25 protein-coding genes are annotated in these 21,624 nt (G+C 72.3%); 14 read left to right on the top strand and 11 right to left on the bottom strand.

Annotation, left to right across the window (positions count from 1 at the left end; translation table 11 throughout):
• Positions 1–52 precede the first annotated feature (52 nt).
• Together LN042_RS09255 and LN042_RS09250 are read right to left on the bottom strand one after the other, a co-directional pair.
• Positions 53–1,333: a hypothetical protein gene (locus LN042_RS09255; protein ID WP_230050308.1), complete on the bottom strand. Its 1,281-nt coding sequence runs from the start codon at positions 1,331–1,333 to the stop codon at positions 53–55.
• A gap of 72 nt (positions 1,334–1,405) precedes the next feature.
• Complete coding sequence (locus LN042_RS09250; protein ID WP_230050306.1) at positions 1,406–1,948, bottom strand: SigE family RNA polymerase sigma factor; 543 nt, start codon at positions 1,946–1,948, stop codon at positions 1,406–1,408.
• 97 nt (positions 1,949–2,045) lie between these two features.
• On the opposite strand from LN042_RS09250, the gene LN042_RS09245 reads away from it, so the two are divergent.
• Both LN042_RS09245 and LN042_RS09240 read left to right on the top strand, forming a co-directional pair.
• Positions 2,046–2,273 (top strand): hypothetical protein, encoded by a 228-nt coding sequence (locus tag LN042_RS09245; RefSeq protein WP_230050305.1) that lies wholly within the window; start codon positions 2,046–2,048, stop codon positions 2,271–2,273.
• 2 nt (positions 2,274–2,275) lie between these two features.
• Positions 2,276–2,644 carry a toxin Doc gene (locus LN042_RS09240; RefSeq protein WP_230050390.1) on the top strand — a complete coding sequence of 123 codons (369 nt, stop codon included), beginning with the start codon at positions 2,276–2,278 and terminating at the stop codon, positions 2,642–2,644.
• A 107-nt stretch (positions 2,645–2,751) separates the two neighbouring features.
• Here LN042_RS09240 and LN042_RS09235 read toward each other — a convergent pair whose 3' ends face one another.
• The 4 genes from LN042_RS09235 to LN042_RS09220 form a co-directional block, all read right to left on the bottom strand.
• Entirely contained in the window at positions 2,752–3,483 is a 732-nt protein-coding gene (locus LN042_RS09235) for a response regulator transcription factor (protein ID WP_230050303.1), read from the bottom strand.
• Entirely contained in the window at positions 3,480–4,787 is a 1,308-nt protein-coding gene (locus tag LN042_RS09230; RefSeq protein WP_230050301.1) for a sensor histidine kinase, read from the bottom strand. The genes LN042_RS09235 and LN042_RS09230 overlap by 4 nt, the downstream gene beginning before the upstream one ends.
• Before the next feature lie 106 nt (positions 4,788–4,893).
• Entirely contained in the window at positions 4,894–5,670 is a 777-nt protein-coding gene (locus tag LN042_RS09225; protein WP_230050299.1) for a GNAT family N-acetyltransferase, read from the bottom strand.
• Positions 5,667–6,413, bottom strand: coding sequence for an EI24 domain-containing protein (locus LN042_RS09220; protein ID WP_230050297.1), 747 nt, complete (start codon positions 6,411–6,413; stop codon positions 5,667–5,669). Before LN042_RS09220 ends, LN042_RS09225 begins: the two co-directional genes overlap by 4 nt.
• A gap of 304 nt (positions 6,414–6,717) precedes the next feature.
• On the opposite strand from LN042_RS09220, the gene LN042_RS09215 reads away from it, so the two are divergent.
• Genes LN042_RS09215 through LN042_RS09205 form a run of 3 tightly spaced genes read left to right on the top strand, consistent with a single transcriptional unit; the run spans position 6,718 to position 11,260 of the window.
• A complete protein-coding gene (locus LN042_RS09215; protein ID WP_249800832.1) occupies positions 6,718–7,845 on the top strand; it encodes a CaiB/BaiF CoA transferase family protein in 1,128 nt (375 codons plus the stop codon).
• Positions 7,842–9,056 (top strand): acetyl-CoA C-acetyltransferase, encoded by a 1,215-nt coding sequence (locus tag LN042_RS09210; protein ID WP_230050293.1) that lies wholly within the window; start codon positions 7,842–7,844, stop codon positions 9,054–9,056. The genes LN042_RS09215 and LN042_RS09210 overlap by 4 nt, the downstream gene beginning before the upstream one ends.
• 35 nt (positions 9,057–9,091) lie before the next feature.
• Entirely contained in the window at positions 9,092–11,260 is a 2,169-nt protein-coding gene (locus LN042_RS09205) for a 3-hydroxyacyl-CoA dehydrogenase NAD-binding domain-containing protein (protein WP_230050291.1), read from the top strand.
• Positions 11,261–11,359: 99 nt separating this feature from the next.
• On the opposite strand, the gene LN042_RS09200 is transcribed toward LN042_RS09205, so the two are convergent.
• Complete coding sequence (locus tag LN042_RS09200) at positions 11,360–12,100, bottom strand: SDR family NAD(P)-dependent oxidoreductase (protein ID WP_230050289.1); 741 nt, start codon at positions 12,098–12,100, stop codon at positions 11,360–11,362.
• Between the two features lie 164 nt (positions 12,101–12,264).
• On the opposite strand from LN042_RS09200, the gene LN042_RS09195 reads away from it, so the two are divergent.
• The 7 genes from LN042_RS09195 (at position 12,265) to LN042_RS09165 (ending at position 17,041) form a co-directional block, all read left to right on the top strand.
• Positions 12,265–12,642: a MerR family transcriptional regulator gene (locus tag LN042_RS09195; protein WP_230050287.1), complete on the top strand. Its 378-nt coding sequence runs from the start codon at positions 12,265–12,267 to the stop codon at positions 12,640–12,642.
• Positions 12,643–12,683: 41 nt separating this feature from the next.
• Complete coding sequence (locus LN042_RS09190) at positions 12,684–13,067, top strand: hypothetical protein (protein ID WP_230050285.1); 384 nt, start codon at positions 12,684–12,686, stop codon at positions 13,065–13,067.
• Between the two features lie 47 nt (positions 13,068–13,114).
• A complete protein-coding gene (locus LN042_RS09185) occupies positions 13,115–13,819 on the top strand; it encodes an IMP cyclohydrolase (RefSeq protein ID WP_230050283.1) in 705 nt (234 codons plus the stop codon).
• A gap of 172 nt (positions 13,820–13,991) precedes the next feature.
• On the top strand, positions 13,992–14,285 hold the full coding sequence (locus tag LN042_RS09180) for a hypothetical protein (RefSeq protein ID WP_230050282.1): 294 nt from the start codon (positions 13,992–13,994) through the stop codon (positions 14,283–14,285).
• A 173-nt stretch (positions 14,286–14,458) separates the two neighbouring features.
• Positions 14,459–14,878 carry a YciI family protein gene (locus LN042_RS09175; protein ID WP_230050280.1) on the top strand — a complete coding sequence of 140 codons (420 nt, stop codon included), beginning with the start codon at positions 14,459–14,461 and terminating at the stop codon, positions 14,876–14,878.
• Positions 14,851–16,182 (top strand): RNA polymerase sigma factor, encoded by a 1,332-nt coding sequence (locus tag LN042_RS09170; RefSeq protein ID WP_230050278.1) that lies wholly within the window; start codon positions 14,851–14,853, stop codon positions 16,180–16,182. Before LN042_RS09175 ends, LN042_RS09170 begins: the two co-directional genes overlap by 28 nt.
• Before the next feature lie 316 nt (positions 16,183–16,498).
• Complete coding sequence (locus LN042_RS09165) at positions 16,499–17,041, top strand: hypothetical protein (RefSeq protein ID WP_230050276.1); 543 nt, start codon at positions 16,499–16,501, stop codon at positions 17,039–17,041.
• 117 nt (positions 17,042–17,158) lie between these two features.
• Here LN042_RS09165 and LN042_RS09160 read toward each other — a convergent pair whose 3' ends face one another.
• Together LN042_RS09160 and LN042_RS09155 are read right to left on the bottom strand one after the other, a co-directional pair.
• Complete coding sequence (locus LN042_RS09160) at positions 17,159–17,923, bottom strand: class I SAM-dependent methyltransferase (RefSeq protein ID WP_230050274.1); 765 nt, start codon at positions 17,921–17,923, stop codon at positions 17,159–17,161.
• A 96-nt stretch (positions 17,924–18,019) separates the two neighbouring features.
• Positions 18,020–18,445, bottom strand: coding sequence for a VOC family protein (locus LN042_RS09155; protein ID WP_230050273.1), 426 nt, complete (start codon positions 18,443–18,445; stop codon positions 18,020–18,022).
• Between the two features lie 186 nt (positions 18,446–18,631).
• Here LN042_RS09155 and LN042_RS09150 point away from each other — a divergent pair, with 186 nt between their 5' ends.
• Entirely contained in the window at positions 18,632–19,000 is a 369-nt protein-coding gene (locus LN042_RS09150) for a hypothetical protein (protein ID WP_230050271.1), read from the top strand.
• Positions 19,001–19,308: 308 nt separating this feature from the next.
• On the opposite strand, the gene LN042_RS09145 is transcribed toward LN042_RS09150, so the two are convergent.
• Positions 19,309–20,100, bottom strand: coding sequence for an SDR family NAD(P)-dependent oxidoreductase (locus tag LN042_RS09145; RefSeq protein ID WP_230050269.1), 792 nt, complete (start codon positions 20,098–20,100; stop codon positions 19,309–19,311).
• A 99-nt stretch (positions 20,101–20,199) separates the two neighbouring features.
• Between LN042_RS09145 and LN042_RS09140 the strand changes: the two genes are divergently transcribed.
• Complete coding sequence (locus LN042_RS09140) at positions 20,200–20,793, top strand: TetR/AcrR family transcriptional regulator (protein ID WP_230050267.1); 594 nt, start codon at positions 20,200–20,202, stop codon at positions 20,791–20,793.
• 50 nt (positions 20,794–20,843) lie between these two features.
• Here LN042_RS09140 and LN042_RS09135 read toward each other — a convergent pair whose 3' ends face one another.
• Entirely contained in the window at positions 20,844–21,407 is a 564-nt protein-coding gene (locus tag LN042_RS09135) for a carotenoid oxygenase family protein (protein WP_308191783.1), read from the bottom strand.
• Positions 21,408–21,624 lie beyond the last annotated feature (217 nt).

Below are 21,624 nucleotides of genomic sequence, written 5' to 3'. Positions count from 1 at the left end.
GCGCCGGTCCGCCCCCGCGGCGGACCGGCGCACCCTGCTCCCTCGCCAGGTGCTACTTCGCGGGGCCGTGCCAGGTCGGGCTGGTGGCGATCGCCTTGACCTGGTCCACGGACAGCGCGGGCTGACTGCGGGTGACCTCGTCGGCGGTGAAGGACGTGCCGTTGAACGATTCGACGACGACCATCAGGTGCTGCGGGGTCAGGACCTCGGCGAAGTTGCGGACCTCGCCCTTGTAGTGGCTGTCGGTGCCGGAGATCAGCTTGTCGCCGTTCGGCAGGACGGCGGCGTTGGTGAACTCGCCGTCGATCGGCGGGTCGAACGGGTTCTGCTTGTAGACGCTCCAGTCCTCCACAGCCACCCGGATCAGGCTCTTGCCGTGGCCGTCGTCGACCAGGAACGAGCCGAAACCGGCATCCTTCGCGACGCCGGGGATCTGCTGCTCGGTGAGGCCGGACGGCAGCAGCGGCGCGGCGGTGCGCAGGATGTCGTCGTACGGCAGCCCCACCCAGTCCTCGGTGGGCGACCCCTTCGTGTCCGGGACGTCATGCGGGGCGCCGAGCGCGGCGCCCACCTGCGGCCAGACCGGATCGAGGGCAAGCGCCTTGAGCTGGTCGGCCGTCAGGAACGGGCCGTTCGCCATCGTGGAGCCCTGCCCCGGGGCGGGGATGTTGCTCGAACTGGCCGTCACCACGGTGCCGTCGGGCCGCTGCAGTTGCACGGCCCACAGCTGCGACCCTGCGGCGCCCTGGTCGGGGTGCGATCCGTCGGCCTTGGGCGGCAGGTCCAACCGCAGGTAGCTGCCGTCGGCCTGGCGGGTGCGGGTGCAGCCTTGCCAGGTCGAATCGCAGGCCAGGTCCTTGGTGTTGAGGTCGGCCTTCTGCCGTGTGACGGTGATCTCCACCGTGCCCTTGCCCTGGCCGTCGGCCGCGGTGTAGGCGGCCAGTGCCATCTGGACGGCGCCGGCGTCGTTCTGCTCGGTACCCTGACTCCGTGGTGCGCTCAGCTGGAGGCCGGCGGGCAGCTTGGACTTGAACAGGGCCAGCATCTGATCGCCGGTCACCGGCTTCGGATCGACGGAGGCCGAGGCGCTGACGGAGGCCGCCGCACTCAGGTCGGTGACCGCGGAGTGCGAAGAGGCCGGGGGCGACTGGACGGCCAAGGTGCCGGCGACGGCCAGCACCGCCACCGAGGCGGTCGCGGTGAGAATGGCGCGGCGGCGCTTGGTGCGACGGCCGCGCTGGGCGGCGCCGGCGGCCATCAGCTGGACCGGCGGCGGCTCGGAGGCGTCGGCCGCCTCCCGCAGGGCATTGCTGAAGTCATCTTCAAAAGGCATTGCTGTGGCCTGCTTTCTGATCAAATCTGTCAGGACGTGGTCGAAATCCGCCTAAGCGGGGCGGATCCGCGCTCAGCGCGGGCTGCCGCCCGCGGCCTGGTCGGCGAGGCTGTCGCCGAGCAGGGCCCGCATCCGGTTGAGCGCCCGGTGGGCGCGTGACCGGACGGCGGTGGGGCTCAACTGCAGTGCGGCTGCCGTCTCCTCGACGCTGCGGTCCTCCCAGTACCGCAGCACCAGGACCGCGCGGTCCGAGGTGGAGAGGTCCTGCAGCGCGCGCAGCAGGGTGAGTCGGAGAGTCGGGTCGGTGTCGGTGACGGCCACCTCGGGGAACTCGAAGGTCACCCGCTCGCTGCTGCTGCGTCGGCGGCGCAGCGAGAGGAAGGCGTTGACCAGCACCGTCTGTGCGTAGCCGGCCGGATTCTCCACCTTGCGCACCCGCCGCCAGCGCACGAACAGCCGGCTGAGTGCCTCCTGTACGAGGTCCTCGGCCAGGTGCCGGTCGCCACCGGTGAGCAGATAGGCCGTCTTGAAGAGGTGCCCGCCGCGGGCTGCGGCGAACTCCAGGAAATCGGGCGGGCCCGAGGCGGCCGGTCCGCTGGTCGGTGAGTGCTTCATGCCTGGCTAACGCGCCGGGTCAACGGGCCTGTTGCAGGCTGTCGCGAGAAAGTTCGATCGCCCCCCGGGGCTGGTACCCCTCCGATACCCTGAGCGCATGCCAGCACTCAACATCGAGTACACCGAGGCGGAACTGGCCGCGATCCGCGAGGCCGCCGCGGCAGACGGCAAGAGCGTCAAGGCGTACGTGCATGACCTGAGCGTGCGTGAGCAGCAGCGTCGAACCTTCGTCAACCACGCGGTGGCGTTCTGGAACGCGCACCTGGAGGAGTTCGACGCCGCCTTCCCCGAGGACACCCCGGCCGCCAAGCGCGCTGCGGCGTGAGCATGCTGCACGTCGACATCCGCTGGTTGCTCGACGTCCAGGAGCAGGCCTCGCCCGAGGACCTGAGCGTGCGGGACTACTCCGCCCTGCAGGCCGCCGTCGCCCGGCACCGGGTGAACACCGCGCAACTCGGCCACGACGCCGACCCGGCCTGGTGCGCGGCCGCCCTGATGCACACCATCGTGCTGCTGCGGCCGCTGCCGGTGCGCAACAACCTCTACGCCTGCATGGCGACGGCGGCCTACATGCACGCCGCGAAGGAGGGCATCGACCCGCCGTACGGTGCGCTGGTGGAGCTGGCCCGCGACGTCGCGGCGGCCGAGGCCGACATCTTCGCGGCGGCCGACCGGATCCGCGCCTGGCGGATCTGACGACGTCCGGGCCCACCCCGACGGGCCACCACCGCAGACCGGGCGCCGGCGGTCGGGGGCCTTAGCGGTGGGGGCGTTGGCGGGTCGGGTCGATGCCGACCCGGTGGTCATTTCGGCAGGACGAAGCCCGAGTCATAGGCGATGATCACCGCCTGGGTCCGGTCGCGGGCGCCCAGTTTGGCGAGGACGCCGGCCACATGGGACTTGACGGTCTCCGGGCTGACCACCAGCTCCGCTGCGATCTCCCCGTTGTTCAGGCCGGTCGCCATCAGCCGCAGCACCTGCCCCTCGCGCTCGGTGAGCCGGCCGATCGGCCCGCCGCGGCCCTTGCCGGTGGGGCCCGGGCCGCCCCCCGGGAGGCTGGAGCCGCCGGACGCGCTGCGGTGGGCGGCGACCAGCTCGCGGATGGCGGTCGGGTAGAGCAGCGAGTCGCTGCGGGCCAGCAACCGCACCGCCTGCACCATCTCCTCCGCGCCGGCGCGCTTCAGCAGGAACCCGGCGGCCCCGGCCCGCAGGGCCTGGTAGACGTAGTCATCGTGCTCGAAGGTGGTGACCACCAGGATCCGCGGCGGCTGCGGCACCGCGGCCAGGATCAGTTCGGTGGCCCGGATCCCGTCCACCTGGGGCATCCGGACGTCCATCAGCACGACGTCCGGTGCCGTCTCACGCACCAGTGGCACCACCTCACTGCCGTCGGCCGCCTCGCCGACCACCGTGAGGTCCGGCTCGGAGTCGATCACCACCCGCAGGCCGAGCCGGACCAGCCGCTCATCGTCGGCGAGCACCACGCGCACGGCCGTGGCGGCCGTGGCGGGCGGGTCGGTGCCGATGCCGGTCATGCCGCCGCCACCTCCACCGGCAGCCAGACCGCGAGCCGCCAGCCGCCCCCGTCGGCCGTGCGGCCGCTCTCGCAGCCGCCGCCGCGCGCGGCGGCGCGTTCGGCCACTCCGCGCAGCCCGCGCCCGCCGCCGGGCCGGCTCGGGCGCCCGGCGCCCACCGGATTGGTCAGTTCCACGGTCAGCCGTCCTCGGTCGATGTCGAGCGTCAGCACGGCCGGCACCGAGCCGGCGTGGCGCAGCACATTGGTCAGCCCCTCCTGCACGATGCGGTAGGCCTCCCGGGAGAGCGCGTCGGGCAGCGCTGCCACTCCCGGCCCAGTCCGGACCGTCACCGGCACCCCGGCCAGCCCCAGCTGACGGGCCAGCAGGTCGAGCGAGGCCAGCGTCGGGCCGGTGGCGTGGCGGGCGCCCTCGCTGCCGGGGGCGCCGGCCGGTGGGTCGGCGCCGTCGTCGGCGTCCTCGCGCAGGATGCCGAGCACGGTGTCCAGCTCACCCACGGCGGTGCGGGCCGCCTCCTCGATGGCGAGCAGCGCCTCCTCGGCGAACGCGGGATCACGGTGCAGCACCCGGCGGGCCGCACCGGCCTGGATGGTCACCGCGGTGAGTGCGTGCCCGACCGAGTCGTGCAGCTCCCGGGCCAGCCGGTTGCGCTGCGCCAGGACCAGCGAACGGCGCTCCGCGGCGGCCAGCCGCTCGGCCGGCGTCGGGCCGAGCAGCACCGGGGCGCAGCGGGCCAGCAGCGCACCGGCGCCCGCGCTGACCAGCAGCAGCCCGAGCAGCACCGCCAGGCCGAGCGGGGGAGTGGGCGGCGGATGCGCGCCGAGGGCCTGGTGGACCAGCCCCAGCCCGGGATGGCCCAGGAATCCCAGCGGTGAGACGCAGAGCAGCAGCACCAGTGGCGGAATCGCCAGCGACAGCCCGCTGACCACCCCGCCGACCAGTAGGTGCAGCACGAACCAGTGCGCGGTGCGCCGCCGGGCCGCCCAGCTGTCGGCCGGGGTGTGGGCGAACTCTCCGGCGCGGCTGGCCGCCAGCGCCCGGGCGGCGGTGGCCAGCAGCACCCGGGCGACCGGCAGCAACGCGACCACCCAGGCCATCGGCAGTGCCACCAGCACCGCCGGCAGCTGGGCCAGGACGGCGCGCCACGGACCGGCCTGGGCGCTCCCGCCGGGCTCGGCGTACACCGTGGAGACCAGCACCGTGCCGAGCATCCAGAACGGCATCAGCAGCGCACCGCCCAGCACCAGGTGCACCCACCGCACCCGGGCCGTGCGGCCCACCAGGAACGCCGTCAAGGTTCGCATGGGACCGACCCTACGGCCGGGGCGGGCGACGGTGCGTCAATCGTTCGGTTGATCTCCGCATCCCCCGTCCGAGGGAGGGGCCCCGGCACGGAGCGACCGGTCCGGGTCAGGCCGGCGGTGTCCAGTCGTACAGCGTCACCGTGGTGATCGCCTGGAAGCCGAGCCGGCGCAGGATCGGGGCGCTGTCGTCGGAGGCCTCCACGTGCAGGTAGCGGTAGCCGTGCCGCTCGGCGATCCGGGCCCGGTGGGCGACCAGCGCACGGTAGATGCCGCGGCCCCGCCAGGCCCGCAGCGTCGAGCCGCCGACCAGGCCGGCGAAGTCGCTGTCCTCGCGCAGCACCGTCCAGGCGCTGCACACCAGGGTGCCGTCGGCGGCCTCGGCCAGCAGGATCGGGGTGCTGTCCGGCCGGTTGGCCATCCGGTCCTTGAGCACCCTGGCGAGGCGGCTCAAGTCCTCGCCCCAGACCTCGGTGTGCTGCTCGGCGATCCGGTCGGCGTCCGACGGGTCGGTGGTCCGGCGGATCGTCACGCCGGCCGGCAGCGGCACCTCACCGGTCAGGGCCGCGGTCTCGCCGACCAGCACCGTGCCGCGGCGCTTGGCGGTGAACCCGGCGGCCAGCAGCCGCTCGCCCAGCTCGGCGGGCCGGTCGTGGCCGTGGACCCGCCAGTGCACCGCCGTGCCGTCGGCGACCTGGCGGCGGATCAACTCGTCCAACTCGGCGCCCGTCACCCCGAGACCGGGCCGGCGGCCGGTGAGGATGTTGCCTGCGCCGCCGCCGCGCACCAGCGGGCCGCCGTCGTGTTCCAGCAGCCTGCCGTGGGCATCGGAACTGCGGCGGAACTGGCGGTCGTACAAGTCCAGGAGCGTGTCGGGTGCCGTCATTCGAAGGAGCCTACGGGCGGCCGCAACCGGTTTTCCGGGCGCGGCGGTCGGTCCGCGACCAGCAGCGCCGCGCCGGCCACCGCGCCGGGCATCAGCAGCACCGTGGCGAACGGGACCAGGAAGGCCAGCACCAGCGGCAGCCCGAAGCCGATCGCCGCCGTCCGCCGACCGCGCAGCCGCTCCCGGGGCGGCACGCCGTGCAGGTCGAAGGCGATGCCGGTGAGCTCCACGGTGAGGAAGTACCCGGCGACGCAGAACCCGAGCGCCGGTGCCAGCAGCTGGCCGAGCACCGGCACGCAGCCGAGCGCGAACAGTCCGACCGAGCAGAGCGCGGTACGGAATCCGATCCGCAGCGCGGCGGCCAGCGCGTCGCCGATCCCGATCTCCGGTGCCCCGGGCGGCGGCGGGAGCACCGCGCGCACCAGCCGCTCGTAGAACGGCTGCCCGATGGCCACGGTGAGGCCGGTGAACGTGACGATCGCGATCAGCGCCCCGACGCCGATGAGCAGCGCGGTGGCCGTGTCGCGCAGCAGCGCCCGTTCCCCGGAACTCCAGTGCGCGGCGAACGGGGTGGCCCAGTCGACGATGTCGCCCGCCCACCAGGCGAGAGCGGTCAGCGCGGCACCGACGAGCACCAGCGCGACCAGCGCCGGGAGCAGCCCGAAGAGCCACCAGCGCGGCCGCCGCGCCACCCACACCTGCCCGCGCCACAGCGCGCCCACACCCGTCAGCAGATCAGACATACTGATCAGCCTATGGCGCGCCGCTGACCGGCCGCGATGCCGGGATCACGGTTGTCGCGGCTCCGGCACGGCGGCCCGTCCGCCAGGCGCCCCCGGGCGCTTCGCACGGGTGTCCCGGGGGCGCTTCGCACGGGGTGTCCCGGGGGCTCGCCCGCAGGGGCCCGGGACGCTCCGGCCGGGCGCCCCGGGGCTCTTGTTACTCGCCGGTCACCGGCATACCATCCGCAGTGTTACAGCTTCACTGTCACGCTCGCGAGGAGGCGATCGCGTGGTCGGTTCCGGGGCGGCCGGCGCGGCCGGGCCGCTGACCGGCGTCCGGGTGGTCGAACTGGCGGGGATCGGGCCCGGGCCGTTCGCCGCGATGCTGCTCGGCGACCTCGGCGCCGACGTGGTGCGGGTCGACCGCCCCAACGGCTCGCCGCTGGCCCAGGATCCGGCGTACGACCTGACCAACCGCAACAAGCGCTCGGTGCTGGTCGACCTCAAGTCCCCCGCCGGGCTGGACCGGGTGCTGGCCCTGGTGGAACGGGCCGACCTGCTGATCGAGGGCTACCGGCCCGGTGTCGCCGAACGGTTGGGTGTCGGCCCCGAGGCCTGCCTGGCCCGCAATCCGGCCCTGGTCTACGGCCGGATGACCGGCTGGGGCCAGGACGGGCCGCTCGCCGCCACCGCCGGCCACGACATCGACTACGTCGCCCTCACCGGCGTGCTCGGCATGATCGGCCCGCCGGGCGGCCCGCCGTCGGTCCCCGCCAACCTGCTCGGCGACTTCGCGGGCGGCTCGCTCTACCTGGTGGTCGGCCTGCTCGCCGCCCTGCACCACGCCCGCGCGACCGGCACCGGCCAGGTGGTGGACGCCGCCATCGTCGACGGCACCGCCCACCTGGCCACCCTGATCTGGGGGTTGCTCGCCCAGGGCAGCTGGCACGACCGCCGCGGCGTCAACCTGCTGGACGGCGGCGCCCCCTGCTACGCGGTCTACCAGGCAAGCGACGGCGGGCACTTCGCGGTGGGCGCGCTGGAGCCGCAGTTCTACGCCGAGTTCGCCCGCCTGCTGGAGCTGCCGGCCGACGCGCCCGGCCAGTACGAGACGGACCGCTGGCCCGAACTGCGCGCGCTGATCGCCACCCGCTTCGCCGCCCGCACCAGCGCCGAGTGGCGCACCGTCTTCGCCGGCTCGGACGCCTGCGTCGCCGAGGTGCTGACGCTGCGTCAGGCTGCCGCCGATCCGCACCTGGTGGCCCGCGGCACCTACCCGACCCGGCACGGCGTCACCCAGCCCGCCCCCGCCCCGCGGTTCTCCGCCACCCCCGGCACACTGCGGCGCCCGCCCGGCCGCCCCGGCGCCGACACCGCCGAAGTCGCCCGCGACTGGGGCGTTCCCGCACTCGACCCCGCTGACCGTCCCGACCCTTCAGAGAGGCCATCGTGAGCACCGAAGCGTACGTCTACGAGGCGATCCGCACCCCGCGCGGACGCGGCAAGGCAGGTGGTGCCCTGCACGGCACCAAGCCGATCGACCTGGTGGTCGGGCTGATCCGCGAGATGCGCCACCGGCTGCCCGACCTCGACCCGGCCGCGATCGACGACATCGTGCTCGGCGTGGTCAGCCCGCACGGCGACCAGGGCTCCGACATCGCCCGGATCGCGGCCATCGCCGCCGGCCTGCCCGACACCGTGGCCGGCGTGCAGGAGAACCGCTTCTGCGCCTCCGGCCTGGAGTCGGTCAACCTGGCCGCGGCCAAGGTCCGTTCGGGCTTCGAGGACCTGGTGCTGGCCGGCGGCGTCGAGTCGATGTCCCGGGTGCCGATGGGCTCCGACGGCGGGGCCTGGATGATGGACCCGATGACCTCGTTCGAGGTCAACTTCGTGCCGCAGGGCATCGGTGCCGACCTGATCGCCACCATCGGCGGCTTCTCCCGCACCGACGTGGACGGTTACGCGGCCGAGTCCCAGGCCCGCGCCGCCAAGGCCCAGGCCGACGGCCTCTTCGACCGCTCGGTGGTGCCGGTGCGCGACCGCAACGGCCTGGTGGTGCTGGAGCGCGACGAGTACCTGCGCCCGGGCACCACGGTCGAGACCCTGGCCGCCCTCAAGCCCGCCTTCGCGACCATCGGCGAAATGGGCGGCTTCGACGCGGTGGCACTGCAGAAGTACCACTGGGTCGAGCAGATCGACCACGTGCACACCGCCGGCAACTCCTCCGGCATCGTCGACGGCGCCTCGCTGGTGGCGATCGGCAACCGGGAGATCGGTGAGCGCTACGGGCTGCGCCCGCGCGCCCGGATCGTCTCGGCGGCGGTCTCCGGCTCCGAGCCCACCATCATGCTCACCGGCCCGGCCCCCGCCACCCGCAAGGCGCTCGCCAAGGCCGGCCTGACCGCCGCCGACATCGACCTGGTCGAGATCAACGAGGCGTTCGCCTCGGTGGTGCTGCGCTTCATGGGCGAACTCGGCTTCTCGCACGAGCAGGTGAACGTCAACGGCGGTGCGATCGCACTGGGCCACCCGCTGGGTGCGACCGGCGCGATGATCCTCGGCACCCTGATCGACGAGCTGGAGCGCCGCGAGCTCCGCTACGGCCTGGCCACCCTCTGCGTGGGCGGCGGCATGGGCATCGCCACCATCGTCGAGCGCATCTGACGTCCCCCTCACTCGACTTACTGGAGCCACCTGTTATGAGCGAGCCGACCGTGATCCGCTGGGAGCAGGACGAGGAGGGGATCGTCACCCTCGTCCTCGACGACCCGGACCAGTCCGTCAACACCATGAACTCCCGCTTCACCGAGCAGTTCCAGGAGGTCGTGGCGCACCTGGCCGCGACCGAGGGCCTGCGCGGCGTGATCCTCACCTCCGCCAAGAAGACCTTCTTCGCCGGTGGCGACCTGCGGATGCTCTCCGCCGTCCGGCCCGACCAGGCCGAGGAGTTCCTCGCCGGGTCGCTGAAGCTGAAGCAGGCCATGCGCACCCTGGAGACGCTGGGCGTTCCGGTGGTCGCCGCGATCAACGGCAGTGCGCTGGGCGGTGGCCTGGAGCTGGCGCTGGCCTGCCACCACCGGATCGCGCTGGACACGCCGAAGAGCAAGATCGGGTTCCCCGAGGTGACCCTGGGCCTGCTGCCGGGCGGCGGCGGTGTGGTGCGCACCGTGCGGCTGCTCGGCCTGGCGGACGCGCTGCTGAAGTGGCTGCTGACCGGCCGCCAGTACCGCCCGGCGGCCGCGGTCGAGGCCGGCCTGATCCACGAACTGGCGGGCAGTCAGGACGAGTTGCTCGCCAAGGCGCGGGCCTGGGTGCTGGCCCACGAGACCGCCCAGCAGCCGTGGGACGTCAAGGGCTACAAGATCCCGGGCGGTACTCCCTCGACGCCCGCGCTGGCCGCCCAACTCCCGGCCTACCCCGCCAACCTGCGCAAGCAGCTGAACGGCGCGCCGTACCCCGCGCCGCGCAACGTGCTGGCCGCCGCGGTGGAGAGCAGCCAGGTCGACGTCGACACCGCGATGGTCATCGAGGCGCGCTACTTCACCGAGTTGGCGACCGGCCAGACCGCCAAGAACATGATCCAGGCGCTGTTCTTCGACATGCAGGCGGTCAACGCCGGTGCCTCCCGGCCGACCGGGGTGCCCGAGCGGCAGGTGTCCAAGGTCGCCGTGCTGGGCGCCGGGATGATGGGCGCGGGCATCGCCTACGCGTGCGCCAAGGCAGGGCTCCAGGTCGTGCTCAAGGACGTGACCGTCGAGGCCGCCGAGCACGGCAAGGCGTACTCCGCCAAGCTGTTGGACAAGGCGGTCGCGCGCGGCCGGAGCACGGCGGAGCAGCGTGACGAGCTGCTCGGCCGGATCACGGCCACCGCGGACGTCGCCGACCTGGCGGGCTGCGACGCGGTGATCGAGGCCGTCTTCGAGAACGTCGAGCTCAAGCACAAGGTCTTCCAGGAGGTGCAAGGCGTCGTCGCGCCGGACGCGCTGCTCTGCTCCAACACCTCCACGCTGCCGATCAGCCTGCTGGCGGAGGGAGTCGAGCGGGACGCCGACTTCATCGGCCTGCACTTCTTCTCGCCGGTCGACAAGATGCCGCTCGTCGAGATCATCCGCGGCACCCGGACCGGCGAGGAGGCGGTGGCCCGCGCCTTCGACCTGGTGCGGACGTTGGGCAAGACCCCGATCGTGGTCAACGACTCGCGCGGGTTCTTCACCTCGCGGGTGATCGGCCAGTTCCTCAACGAGGGCGTCGCCATGGTGGCGGAGGGCGTCGAGCCGGCCTCGATCGAGCAGGCGGCCGCCCAGGCCGGGTACCCCGCGAAGGTGCTGTCCCTGCTGGACGAGTTGACGCTGACGCTGCCCCGCAAGATCCGCGGCGAGGCCCGCCGCGCGGTCGAGGAGGTCGGCGGGGTGTGGGAGCCGCACCCGGCGGAGGTCGTCTTCGACCGGATGGTCGAGGAGTTCGACCGGCCCGGGCGCAGCGGCGGCGCCGGCTTCTACGAGTACGACGAGAACGGCAAGCGGGGCCGCCTCTGGCCGGGCCTGCGCGAGCACTTCACCCGCCCCGACGTCGAGGTCCCGTTCGAGGACCTGAAGGAGCGGATGCTCTTCGCGGAGGCGCTGGACAGCGTGCGCTGCCTGGAGGAGGGCGTGCTGACCTCCGTCGCCGACGCCAACGTCGGCTCCATCCTGGGCATCGGCTACCCGGCCTGGACCGGCGGCGTGCTGCAGTACATCAACGGCTACCGGGGCGGCCCGGCCGGGTTCGCCGCGCGGGCCCGCGAGTTGGCCGCCCAGTACGGCGAGCGGTTCGCCCCGCCGGCGATGCTGGAGCGGATCGCGGCGGAGGGCGGGACGTTCAAGGACTGAGGTCCGCGGGAGCATCGTCCGGGCGGCGGCACGCCATGACGCCGCGGGTGCCCGCCCCGCCTTGGTGGGCACCCGCGGCGCCGTGTGCGGCCCACGTCGTCAGGCGTTGTAGCCGCCGTCCACGGCGAGGGCGGTGCCGGTGACGTAGCGGCCGCCGGGGCCGGCCAGGTAGGCCACCGCGTTGGCGATGTCGTCGGCCTCGCCGTACCGGCCCAGGGCGGTGAGGGAGCGCTGGACCTCGGCGCTGTCGCCGTCCGCCGGGTTCATGTCGGTGTCGATCGGGCCCGGGTCGACGACGGTGGCGGTGATGCCGCGCGGGCCCAGCTCGCGGGCGAGCCCCTTGGTCAGCCCGATGAGCGCGGACTTGGCCGTCGCCTGCAGCACGAAGTTCGGGAACGGCACCCGCCCGTTGAAGCACGAGCCGATGCTGATGATCCGACCGCCGTCGGCCATGTGGTTGGCGGCGGCCTGGGCGGCCAGGAACACCGAGCGGACGTCCACCGCCAGCACCCGGTCCAGCTCCTCGGCGGACACCTCGGCCAGCGGGCCGTAGGTGAGGAATCCGGCGTTGTTCACCAGGACGTCGATGCGGCCCAACTCCCGCACCGTCTGCTCCACGGCGGCCGCCGCGGCGGTCGGCTGCGTCAGGTCGGCCTGGATGGCGACGGCCTTGCCGCCGGCCGCCTCGATCTGCTTGACGACCTGGCGGGCCTCCTCAGCCGCCCGGACGTAGGTCAGTGCCACTGCCGCGCCCTCGTCGGCCAGTCGCTTCGCTATCGCCGCGCCGATCCCGCGGCTGCCACCGGTCACCAGTGCCACCTTGCCGGTCAGGTCACTCATCGCTCTCTCCTCCGTTGACGCGGACGTTGGCGTGAACGGTGCGCTCGCTCACCGCAGCATGGTAGAAGTTGCCACCAGTGTCAGGTTCAAGGACGAGTGGCGGTTTCAACCTCAAGCGTCGGTGCCACAATCGAGTTGAAACGGCATCAGGTGGGAGTGGGGACATGCGGATCGGTGAACTGGCCCGGCGCAGTGGGGTGAGCGAGCGGTCCCTGCGCTACTACGAGACCCAGGGACTGCTGCGGGCCGAGCGCACGCCCGGCGGCCACCGGGACTACGGGGAGTGGGCGGTGGACCGGGTGGTGCGGATCCAGACGCTCTACGCGGCCGGCCTCAACAGCAAGAAGATCGCCCAACTGCTGCCCTGCATGAGGGACGCGGACGGTCGCCCGAATGAGGTCGCGACCCCGGAGCTGGTGGACGAGCTCACCGCCGAGCGCGAGCGCATCAACCGCATGATCACCGAATTGGTGCGCTCCCGAGAGGTGCTGGACGAAGTGATCGACACCGCCTCGCAGATCACCACCACCAGGGCGGCGTAGCACGCCCGGAACCGGCAGCCACCAGGGGGAGGAGAACAGGGATGGCAGTGGGGATAGGCCGGATCGTCGGCGTGGCCGCGGTGTTGGCGTTGGCGGGCGCGGCGCTCGTCGGCTGCGACGGCAAGCAGGTGGTGAGCTGCGGCAAGACGGCCATCACGATCACCGGTGATGTGCAGGACCTGGAGGATTCGGCCACCAACGTCGGCCAGTTGACCGACCAGGCACGTCGTCAACGCACCTCCGACGCGCTCAAGAAGCTGAGCGACGACGCCGGAAAGCTCCACGCCGGGCCGCAGAGCGCCAAGGCCGCCGACGACCTTTCCAAGGCCGTGCAGAACGCCCAGCAGGCCATGGCGGACGGCAAGCACCCCGATCTCGGGCCGGTGGCCGCCGCGGCGGGGGAACTGACCAAGACGTGCGCATAGGCCGGCTGATGTGGCGTCAGGCGTTCTGAATCGAAGGGGTGTTGGTCATGTCGAGCATGCTGAGCGAGGTGCTGAAGGGCAACCACTACCCCGGGCGCGGTGTGCTGTGGTGCCGGACCGGTGACGGCAGCACGCTCGGCGCGTACTTCCTCACCGGACGCAGCCCCGCATCCCAGGCCCGCACCCTGCATCGCACCCCACAGGGTGAACTGATCGTCGCCCCATCGGATGACACCCGCGCACCGGACCACCTGCGCCACTACGTCGCTGCCCGCCAGACCGGAGACTGGCTGGTCTTCGGCAACGGGGAGCAGATCGCCGTGGTCGCCAACCGCCTCACCGTGGGCCAGACTCCCGCCCTGGCCCTGGACGGGCTGGACTACGAGCCGGACCCGCCGATCTTCACCCCGCGCCTGACCGTCGTCGCCGACGGGCGCGGCGGCGGCCCGGTCTGGTTCGGTTCGGCGCGGCGCAGTGGCGGCGACCGCGCGGCCACCAACCGGATGACCCTGCAGATCAGCGACCTCGAGCCGGGCGAGGGCGTGCTGATGACCACCTACCGCTCGGACGGGCAGGAGATCGCCACGGGCGAGCCGTTCACCGAAGTGCGTACGGCCGCGGTGAAGCGTGGTGAGCTGCTGGAGGAGCTGTGGTCCGCCCTGGTGCCGCAACTACGGGTCGCCGCGGCCGTCTTCGCACCCGGCGCCCTGGCACGGGCCGACATCCGGCAGGCGGCCCCGGGGACGCGCTGACGGCCGGACGGCGAGATGCGCCGCACCGATCCGAGCGACGGCGGGGCGGATCCCATGGCGGCCGGCGCCGCGATCAATATGATCAAGGAGCGGACCGGCGACCGCCCGCCGGAGCAGCACGGATCAGTGGCAACGTCGAAGCGGGGGTAACGCAGTGGCCGGAGAGTTCCTCATGGAAGCGGACGAGGAGATGCGGAGCTTCTTCTCGGAGATCGCTGATGAGATGGTCACGCGCTGCGGCATCGACCGCGCCGAGGCCGTGGCCCGCCTCAACGAGTCGTGGGGCCCGCTGACCTTCGAGCCCTACCCGGACCTGGTCTGCCACGAATCCACCGAGTACTGGGCCTATCGCTTGTACTACGACGACGTCCTGTCCTGGGACGAGCAGGCCGATCGCTCCGAGTGGGAGGTCCGCCCGCTCCCGCCGGCGGACTCCCCGGCCTGGACGCTGCTCCGCAGCGCCTGACCCGGCCGCCGTCGAGTCCGATCACCACGAAACCCCGACCAGGGCCCGGGTGCCGCGTGGGCGCTCGTCGAAGAAAATCCGGTACGAGTCCGCCTACCGTGTCGATCTGCGACCGCGCCGTTCGACCTGTGGTGGAGAGGGTCGAGAGGCGACCCACGAGCAAGGAGACCGAGATGGCGAAGTACATGCTGATCATGCGGGGCACGGACGAGTCCGTCGCGAAGATGATGGAGACGCCCTTCGAGGAGATGCTGGAGACGGTGGGCCGCTTCAACGAGGAGCTGATTCGGGCGGGCGTGCTCGTGGCCGCCGAGGGCCTGGACGACCCGTCCCAGGGCGTGGTGGTCGACTTCAGCGGGGAGACCCCGGTTGTCACCGACGGCCCGTACGGTGAGACCAAGGAGCTGTTCGGCGGCTTCTACCTGATCGACGTCGCCTCCAAGGAGGAGGCCGTCGAGTGGGCCACCCGGCTGCCGGTGTTCCCCGGCTCGAAGTGCGAGGTCCGCCGAGTGCCGGGCATCGACGAGTTCCCGCAGGACAACGAGTGGATCATCAAGGAGCGGGCGTGGCGCGAGCGGACGGGCCAGCTCTGACACCCGCGGCGGCCGACGGCCCGCCGGGCGCCACGTCGGCGCTGCGGGCCGTCGAGGCCATCTGGCGGATCGAGTCCGCGCGGATCGTCGGTGCGTTGGCCCGCTACACGGGGGACTTCGCGCTCGCCGAGGACGTCGCGCAGGAGGCGCTGGCGGAGGCACTGGTCTCCTGGGCGCGCGACGGCGCGCCGGCCAACCCGGTGGGCTGGCTGCTGACCACCGCCCGGCGGCGGGCCATCGACGTCTTCCGCCGCAGGTCGGCCCTGGACGAGCGGTACGCCATGATGGCGGGTCAGTTGGCCGAGGGCGAGATCAGCTCGGGCGGGGTGACCGGGCAGGAGCGGTCGGACGACCTGCCGTGGGATCCCGACCGGGTGGACGACGACGTCCTGGCGCTGATGTTCATCGCCTGCCATCCGGTGCTCTCGCCCGAGGCCCGGGTGGCGCTCACGCTCCGCGTGGTCGGCGGCCTGTCCAGCGAGGAGATCGCCCGGGCGTTCCTGGTGTCCGTGCCGACCGTCCAGGCGCGGATCACCAGGGCGAAGAAGACGATCGCCGCCGCGCGGGTGCCGTTCGGGCTACCGCCGCCCGAGGAGCGGCGCGAGCGGCTCGGCGGGGTCCTGAGCGTGCTGTACGTGGTCTTCACGGAGGGCTCGACGGCGTCGACCGGCGACCGCCTGCTGCGCACCGACCTCGCCTACGAGGCCGTGCGGTTGGCCCGGATGCTGGTCGCCCTGTTGCCGGCGGAGCCGGAGGCGTCCGGGCTGCTCGCGCTGTTCGAGCTCACCGCCTCGCGCTTCCCGGCGCGTACCGGGCCGGACGGGGAGGCGGTGCTCCTGGAGGACCAGGACCGCCGCCTGTGGGACCGCTCCGCGATCCGTCGCGGTCTGGCCGCGCTCGGCCGGGCCGCGGCGGTCGGGCGCGGCCTGGGACCGTACGGTCTGCAGGCGGCGATCGCCGCCTGCCACGCGGCGGCGCCCTCGGTCCGGGAGACCGACTGGGAGCGCATCGTGCTCCTCTACGAGGCGCTCGGCCGAGTGGCTCCGTCGCCCGTCGTCGAGCTCAACCGGGCCGTGGCCGTCGCGATGGCGAGCGGACCGCAGGAGGCGCTGTCCATGGTCGACGACCTGGTCGTCTCCGGGCGGCTGTCGGGGTCGCACCTGCTGCCGAGCGTGCGCGGTGAACTGCTGGTCCGCCTCGGCCGCACCGCCGAGGCCCGGGCCGAACTGGAGCTGGCCGCCCGCCTGTGCGGCAATGCGCGCGAGCGCTCCGTGCTGCTGCGCAAGGCGGCGGACCTGGGGTGACGGCACCGCCGCATGCGGCGGTGCGGCCCGGGTGCGGCCCGGGTGCGGCTCGGGCCGCCGCGCGTCCGGCGGCGGCCCGGAGCGCCTGAGGAACCCGTCCATCCGCACCTGGCCGGTCCCAGCGGGCCTGCTGCCGATCCCGTCTCCAACCGGTACCAGGACACCGACCTCGCAGGGGAGTTGACGTGGCCGCGCACGACCGCGAATCCACCGGAGGGCGCACCCAGCCCTCCCGGGAGTTGTTACAGAAGCCTCTGGTTCTCGATCAACGATCGGCTCTAGAGTGCCGGTACCGACAACCTGGGGAGGGCCGCGGATGGCGACGCAGCGGGAGAAGGTCGAGGCTCGACTCGCCGGGAACCTCATGCCTGACGAGCGCGTGCTCCACGCGGTGGCCGCGTTCCGCATCGGCGGGGTCCGCAGCACGATGATCGGTGGTGCGGCGGGCATCGGCGGGCTCGCGGGCGCGGCCGGCATGGCGCTCGTCGCGCGGCGGGGGCGGACCGAGGTCCTCCAGGTCCCGATCCGAACGCCCGGCCGCTTCATCCTCGCACTCACCTCGCAGCGGTTCGTGCTCTTCACTCTCGGCGGCTTCATCCGGCCGGCACCGGGCAAACTGGTGCACTCGTGGACGCTCGACCGGCTCGCCTGGGTGAGCGATCCGGAGCTGGTCCCCGGAGTGGCGCAGGCGCTCAGGGTCCAGGTCGGCGTGGCGGGCGAAGGCATCCTCGGCTTCGAGTTCCCCCGGCTCAACGTGCAAGAGGGACGGTCCATGATCGAGCGGCTCACGCGGGAGCTGGCGGACCTGGACGAACGCGGGCCGGTTGACGCAGTGGACGGGCCGGACGCGGTCTCCTGACCCAGGCGACTGAGGGGGCGCACGCGACCTGGGGCTGCGCACGCGACCCCAGGGTGTGCACGCGACCCGGGGGTGCGCCCCGCCCTCCGGGCAAGCCGCGCCGGGTCGTTGCGCGTCCTACTCGGGTCGCCGACGTGCGAGGTGGACGGTGATGTCCGCGGCGATCTCCACCGTGTCCGGCAGGGCCCGGGTGATCGCGTCGAACGCCTGCCGCCGTGTCGATCGCGGCAGTTGGAGATAGGCCGAGACGGTCGACAGGTAGCCGACGTACTCGGGCGTCGGCATCGTGAAGCGCCGTTCGATGACGGACTGGCGGACGTCATGGAACAGCTCGGACCGTTGCAACTCGGTACCGGGCCACTGCATCTCGCCGTCCGGAGCGGTCCCGTCGAGCGATGGCACGTCATCGTTCTCCAGGAACGGCGCCCGGGCCGCACGCACGGCCTCTTCCACAGCCGGGTCGGCCGGCTGGACGGGGCCGCCGAAGTTGGCGACCACGCCCGCTGGTTCGAGCAACGCGGCCACTCGTGACCACCGGCCCTCCGGGCGCGTCCAGTGCAGGGCCGCCGCCGCATAGACCAAGTCGTAGGTCTCGCCCGGCCGCAGGTCCTCGAACGCGGCCCGCACGGCCGTCACGCCGGCGGGCACGGTCTTCTCCAACTCGGCGAGCATGTCTGCGTCGGGCTCGGTCGCCGTGACCCTGACCCCGTGCTCGGCGAACAGGCGAGTGGCCTTGCCCGTCCCCGCACCGATCTCCAGCGCCGTCCGAACCGGCCTGCCCGCGTACGTCATCACCAAGTCGTGGAGCTCGTCGGGATATCCCGGCCGGAACCTTTCATAGGCTTCCGCCACCGCCCCGAAGCTCAGCGCACGAGTAGACATGCCGTGCATCGTGGCACGACGGGCCAGGGAGCGCTCGGGAATTACCCGGTGGCTTCCTTGGGGCGGGAAGCGCATCAGAGGGCCACCGGGGAATGCTCAGTCGAGACAGAACTCGTTGCCCTCGACGTCCAGCATCGGGATGCACGCGTCGTTGCCGTCATACAGCGTTTGCACGTGTACCGCGCCGAGCGCGACCAGTCGCTTGCACTCGGCTTCGAGCGCGGCCAGGCGCTCCTCGCCCACCAGCCCGGTGCCGACCCGCACATCGAGGTGCACCCGGTTCTTGACGACCTTGCCTTCGGGAACGCGCTGGAAGTACAACCGCGGCCCCACCCCTGTGGGATCACTGCAGGCGAACCAGGAACCCCGATCCTCAGGAGCCCGGGACTGGTCGTACTCCTCCCACGTGGCGAACCCCTTCGGCGGGGGCGCGACGTACCCCAACACCTCGCACCAGAAGCGGGCGACGCGCTCGGGTTCCGCGCAGTCAAAGGTGACTTGGAACTCCCTGATCGATGACATGGGCGCACCATAACAGGGTGCCTCCCATGCCGACCTCCCTTTATCGGCCCGCACGTTGAGCCATAGCGGTCACGGTGTGGCGGGCGCCGGGCGAAGCGGGGCGGCAATGCTCACAATATGCAGCGTATTGATCACGGTATGCAATCATGATGGGTGTTGCGTCCCCCTGCCGAAGGATTGTCCGCCATGGCCATTCAGCTGACCGCCATCCGCACTCAGAACACCCTGCCCGAAGTTCCCGACCTGGGACTCACGTACGTTTCGACCCTGGACCTGTTCCACGCGGACGGATCCCGGGCGGGTTCGGGCGTCGCGAGCAGCGCGATCGTCGACCTGACTCCAAGCGGGCCGGTCGTCCTCTCACAGATCGTGCTCACGCTGGCCGGTGGCGAACTCCAGTACCAGCGTGTGATCGACCGCTTCGGCAGCTACCCGCGCACCGCCGCCGGGGCCATCCTGGGGGGCACCGGCAAATACCGGGGCAGCAGCGGTGATGTCGAGATCACCTGGCCCGACGAAGACAGGATCGAGCTCACCATCAAGCCTGTGAGGTGAATCGGTCTCAGTGCCGACGGCTGCTCCGGTCCTCGACCGCCCTCGGTCGTCTGGGCCTCGACCCTGGCCCACGGGTCAAGGCTCAGCGTCCGACCATGAACGTGACGCATCGTCTTGTACGCCTGGTCCGCCGCCCCGCTGGACTGCCGACGCCGGATGACTTCACCCTGGCGCAAGCCGCGCTACGACGCCACCGTGTTGCGCGGAGCGGCCCCCGGTCCGCAGGCAACTCGCCGAGGTGGCGCCGGACGGCGTCGACGTCGTCCTTGACACCGTGGGCGGGCCGTTCTTGTGGGGGAGGGGTCCCGTCAGGACTTGAGCGCGTGGCCGGCTGCCGCGAGAGCCACCCGGCGGGGGGCGAGCCGGGCGGCGACGGCTGACAGGCGGTTGCCCAATCCGGCGACCACACTCGGTGGGGTGCTCCGGCGCTCGAGTGCGCGTCGTGCCGCGGTGACCACCTCCGCAGGGGTGGCCACCTTGCCCACGGCGGCCTTCTCGGTGCCGACCACGTCGAAGAACTCGGTGCTCACCGGCCCCGGGGAGAGTGCCAGCACCCGGAGTGGGGACCGCCGGACCTCATGGGCGAGCGCCTCCGTCAGACTCAGCACGAACGCCTTCGTCGCACCGTAGACGGCCATCGACGGGGTGGGCTGGTAGGCGGCGGTACTCGCGACGGTCACCAGCGCGCCGCGACCGTCGGCTGCCATGGCCGGCAGGAAGGCACGGGCGAACTCGGTGACCGCTCCGACGTTGAGCTGGATCATGCGGGCGATCTGCGCCGGATCCTGACTCATGAACGGGCCGTAGCTGCCGAATCCCGCATTGTTGATGAGGGTCTGAACGGCGATGCCGCGTGCGTCGAGTTCTGCGCGGAGCTCGGCCGCGGCGCCTGGCCTGGACAGGTCGGCGGCGATCGGGGTGGCCGTGATGCCGTAGCGCTTCCGCAGGTCCGCGGCCAGCGCCTCGAGGCGGTCGAGTCGGCGGGCGACGAGGACGACGTCGGCGCCCCGCTCGGCCCACTGGCGCGCGAACTCCTCGCCCAATCCGGAGCTCGCCCCGGTTATCAGGGCAACGGTCCCCCGGTAGATCATGGTGGGCATGATGGCGGCTCCACTTCCGTTGCGTACTCTGCGGCAGCCGCAATGTTGTCAGTGGCCATCATTGTAGTCAAGTGACAACATTCGACGCGAGGAGGACGCATGCCAGAGGGTTCGTACCACCACGGCAACCTCAGGGCCGCCCTGCTGGAGCGAGCCGAGGCCGTGCTGACCGAATCGGGCCTGACCAGCCTCACGCTGCGCGGCCTGGCACGTGACCTGGGCGTGAGTCACTCGGCTCCCACCCGCCACTTCCGCGACCGCCAAGCCGTCATCGACGCCCTCGTCACCGGCGGGTTCACCGAGCTCAACCAGCGCATGCGGCAGGCGGCAGCCGGACCCGGCACGGTGCAGCAGCGACTGGCCGCACTCGGCCGGGCCTACCTGGGCTTCGCGGTCGAGCGCGGCGCGCTCCTGGAGCTGATGTTCACCACCAAGCACAGCGACGGCTCCAGCCAGGAGCTGCGCGAACTCGGAGAGGGAAGCCTGGTGATCGCAGCCGAACTGATCGCGCAGGGACAGAGCACGGGCGCGGTCCGTCCCGGCTCTCCGGTGCAACTGGCTCAGGTGGCCTTCGCCACCATGCACGGACTGGCCGCGCTCGCCGCAGGCGGCCTGCTCGACGACACCCCCCTCGACGAGGCCGCCGCACTCGCCACGGACGTGCTGCTCGCCGGACTGCGCCCGCCCGCTTGAGACCGGGACGGCCGACGGCCCACTCGCCGGCTTCTGATCGACCGGACCCCCTACTCGTCCCGGTCGGCGATCCAGTTGCCATGGAAGCCGAAGGGCACGCGAGCGGGCAGGTGGATGGTGGCGACCGGCGGGGCGGAGGGGTCTGCGGCGGCGAGGAGGACCAGGTCGCTGCGGTCGGTCGCGGCGTCGTGCACATAGGTCACGAGCCAGCCGGCACCGCCGGGCGTGCCGTCGGCCGGGACGAACGCGGCCTTGGACGGTGTACGTCCGGGACCGAAGTCGTGGCTGGTCGTACGGCCGGTGGCGAGGTCGTAGCACACCAGCGAGGTTCCGCTCGTGATGTGTCCGTGGGCCGAGTCGAGGCCGACCAGGCGGTCATCGGTGCGCGGGAACTCGCCCGGCCTGTCGTCGATCTGCTCCTCGCGCACCGTGCCGGTGGCCGGGTCGATCGTCCACTTCCACAGGACGGCGCTGTGCGTCGACGGCGTGGTCCCGTCGGCGGCACGCCGCGCCATCTCCTCGTAGCGCATGACATGAAGCACGATCGAACCGTCAGGCGCGTCATGGGCGTTGAGGAAGTGGAAGACGTAGCACGGGTCGATGGTGGGCGCCATCGCAGCCGGGCTGGTGTGATCCGCACCCTGGTCACAGCGGTGTCGGCGGCACCTTGAGCCGCTGGTGCCCCAGCCGTGGCTCCGGGGCCGGAAGGCACCGCGACGGTTCATAACACGTTGTTATGACAGAGTGAGGGGCTTGCGGATCAACTGCCCGCTGTCATCCTGTCCTGACACGGAGAACTGTGAACGGGCATCTCTGCGAAGCGGGTTGACC

The sequence above is a fragment of the Kitasatospora humi genome (assembly GCF_020907985.1).
In the GTDB taxonomy this organism is placed as follows: domain Bacteria; phylum Actinomycetota; class Actinomycetes; order Streptomycetales; family Streptomycetaceae; genus Kitasatospora; species Kitasatospora humi.
Note: the sequence above shows the minus strand (reverse complement) of the source record. Positions and strands in the feature narration are given on the sequence as shown.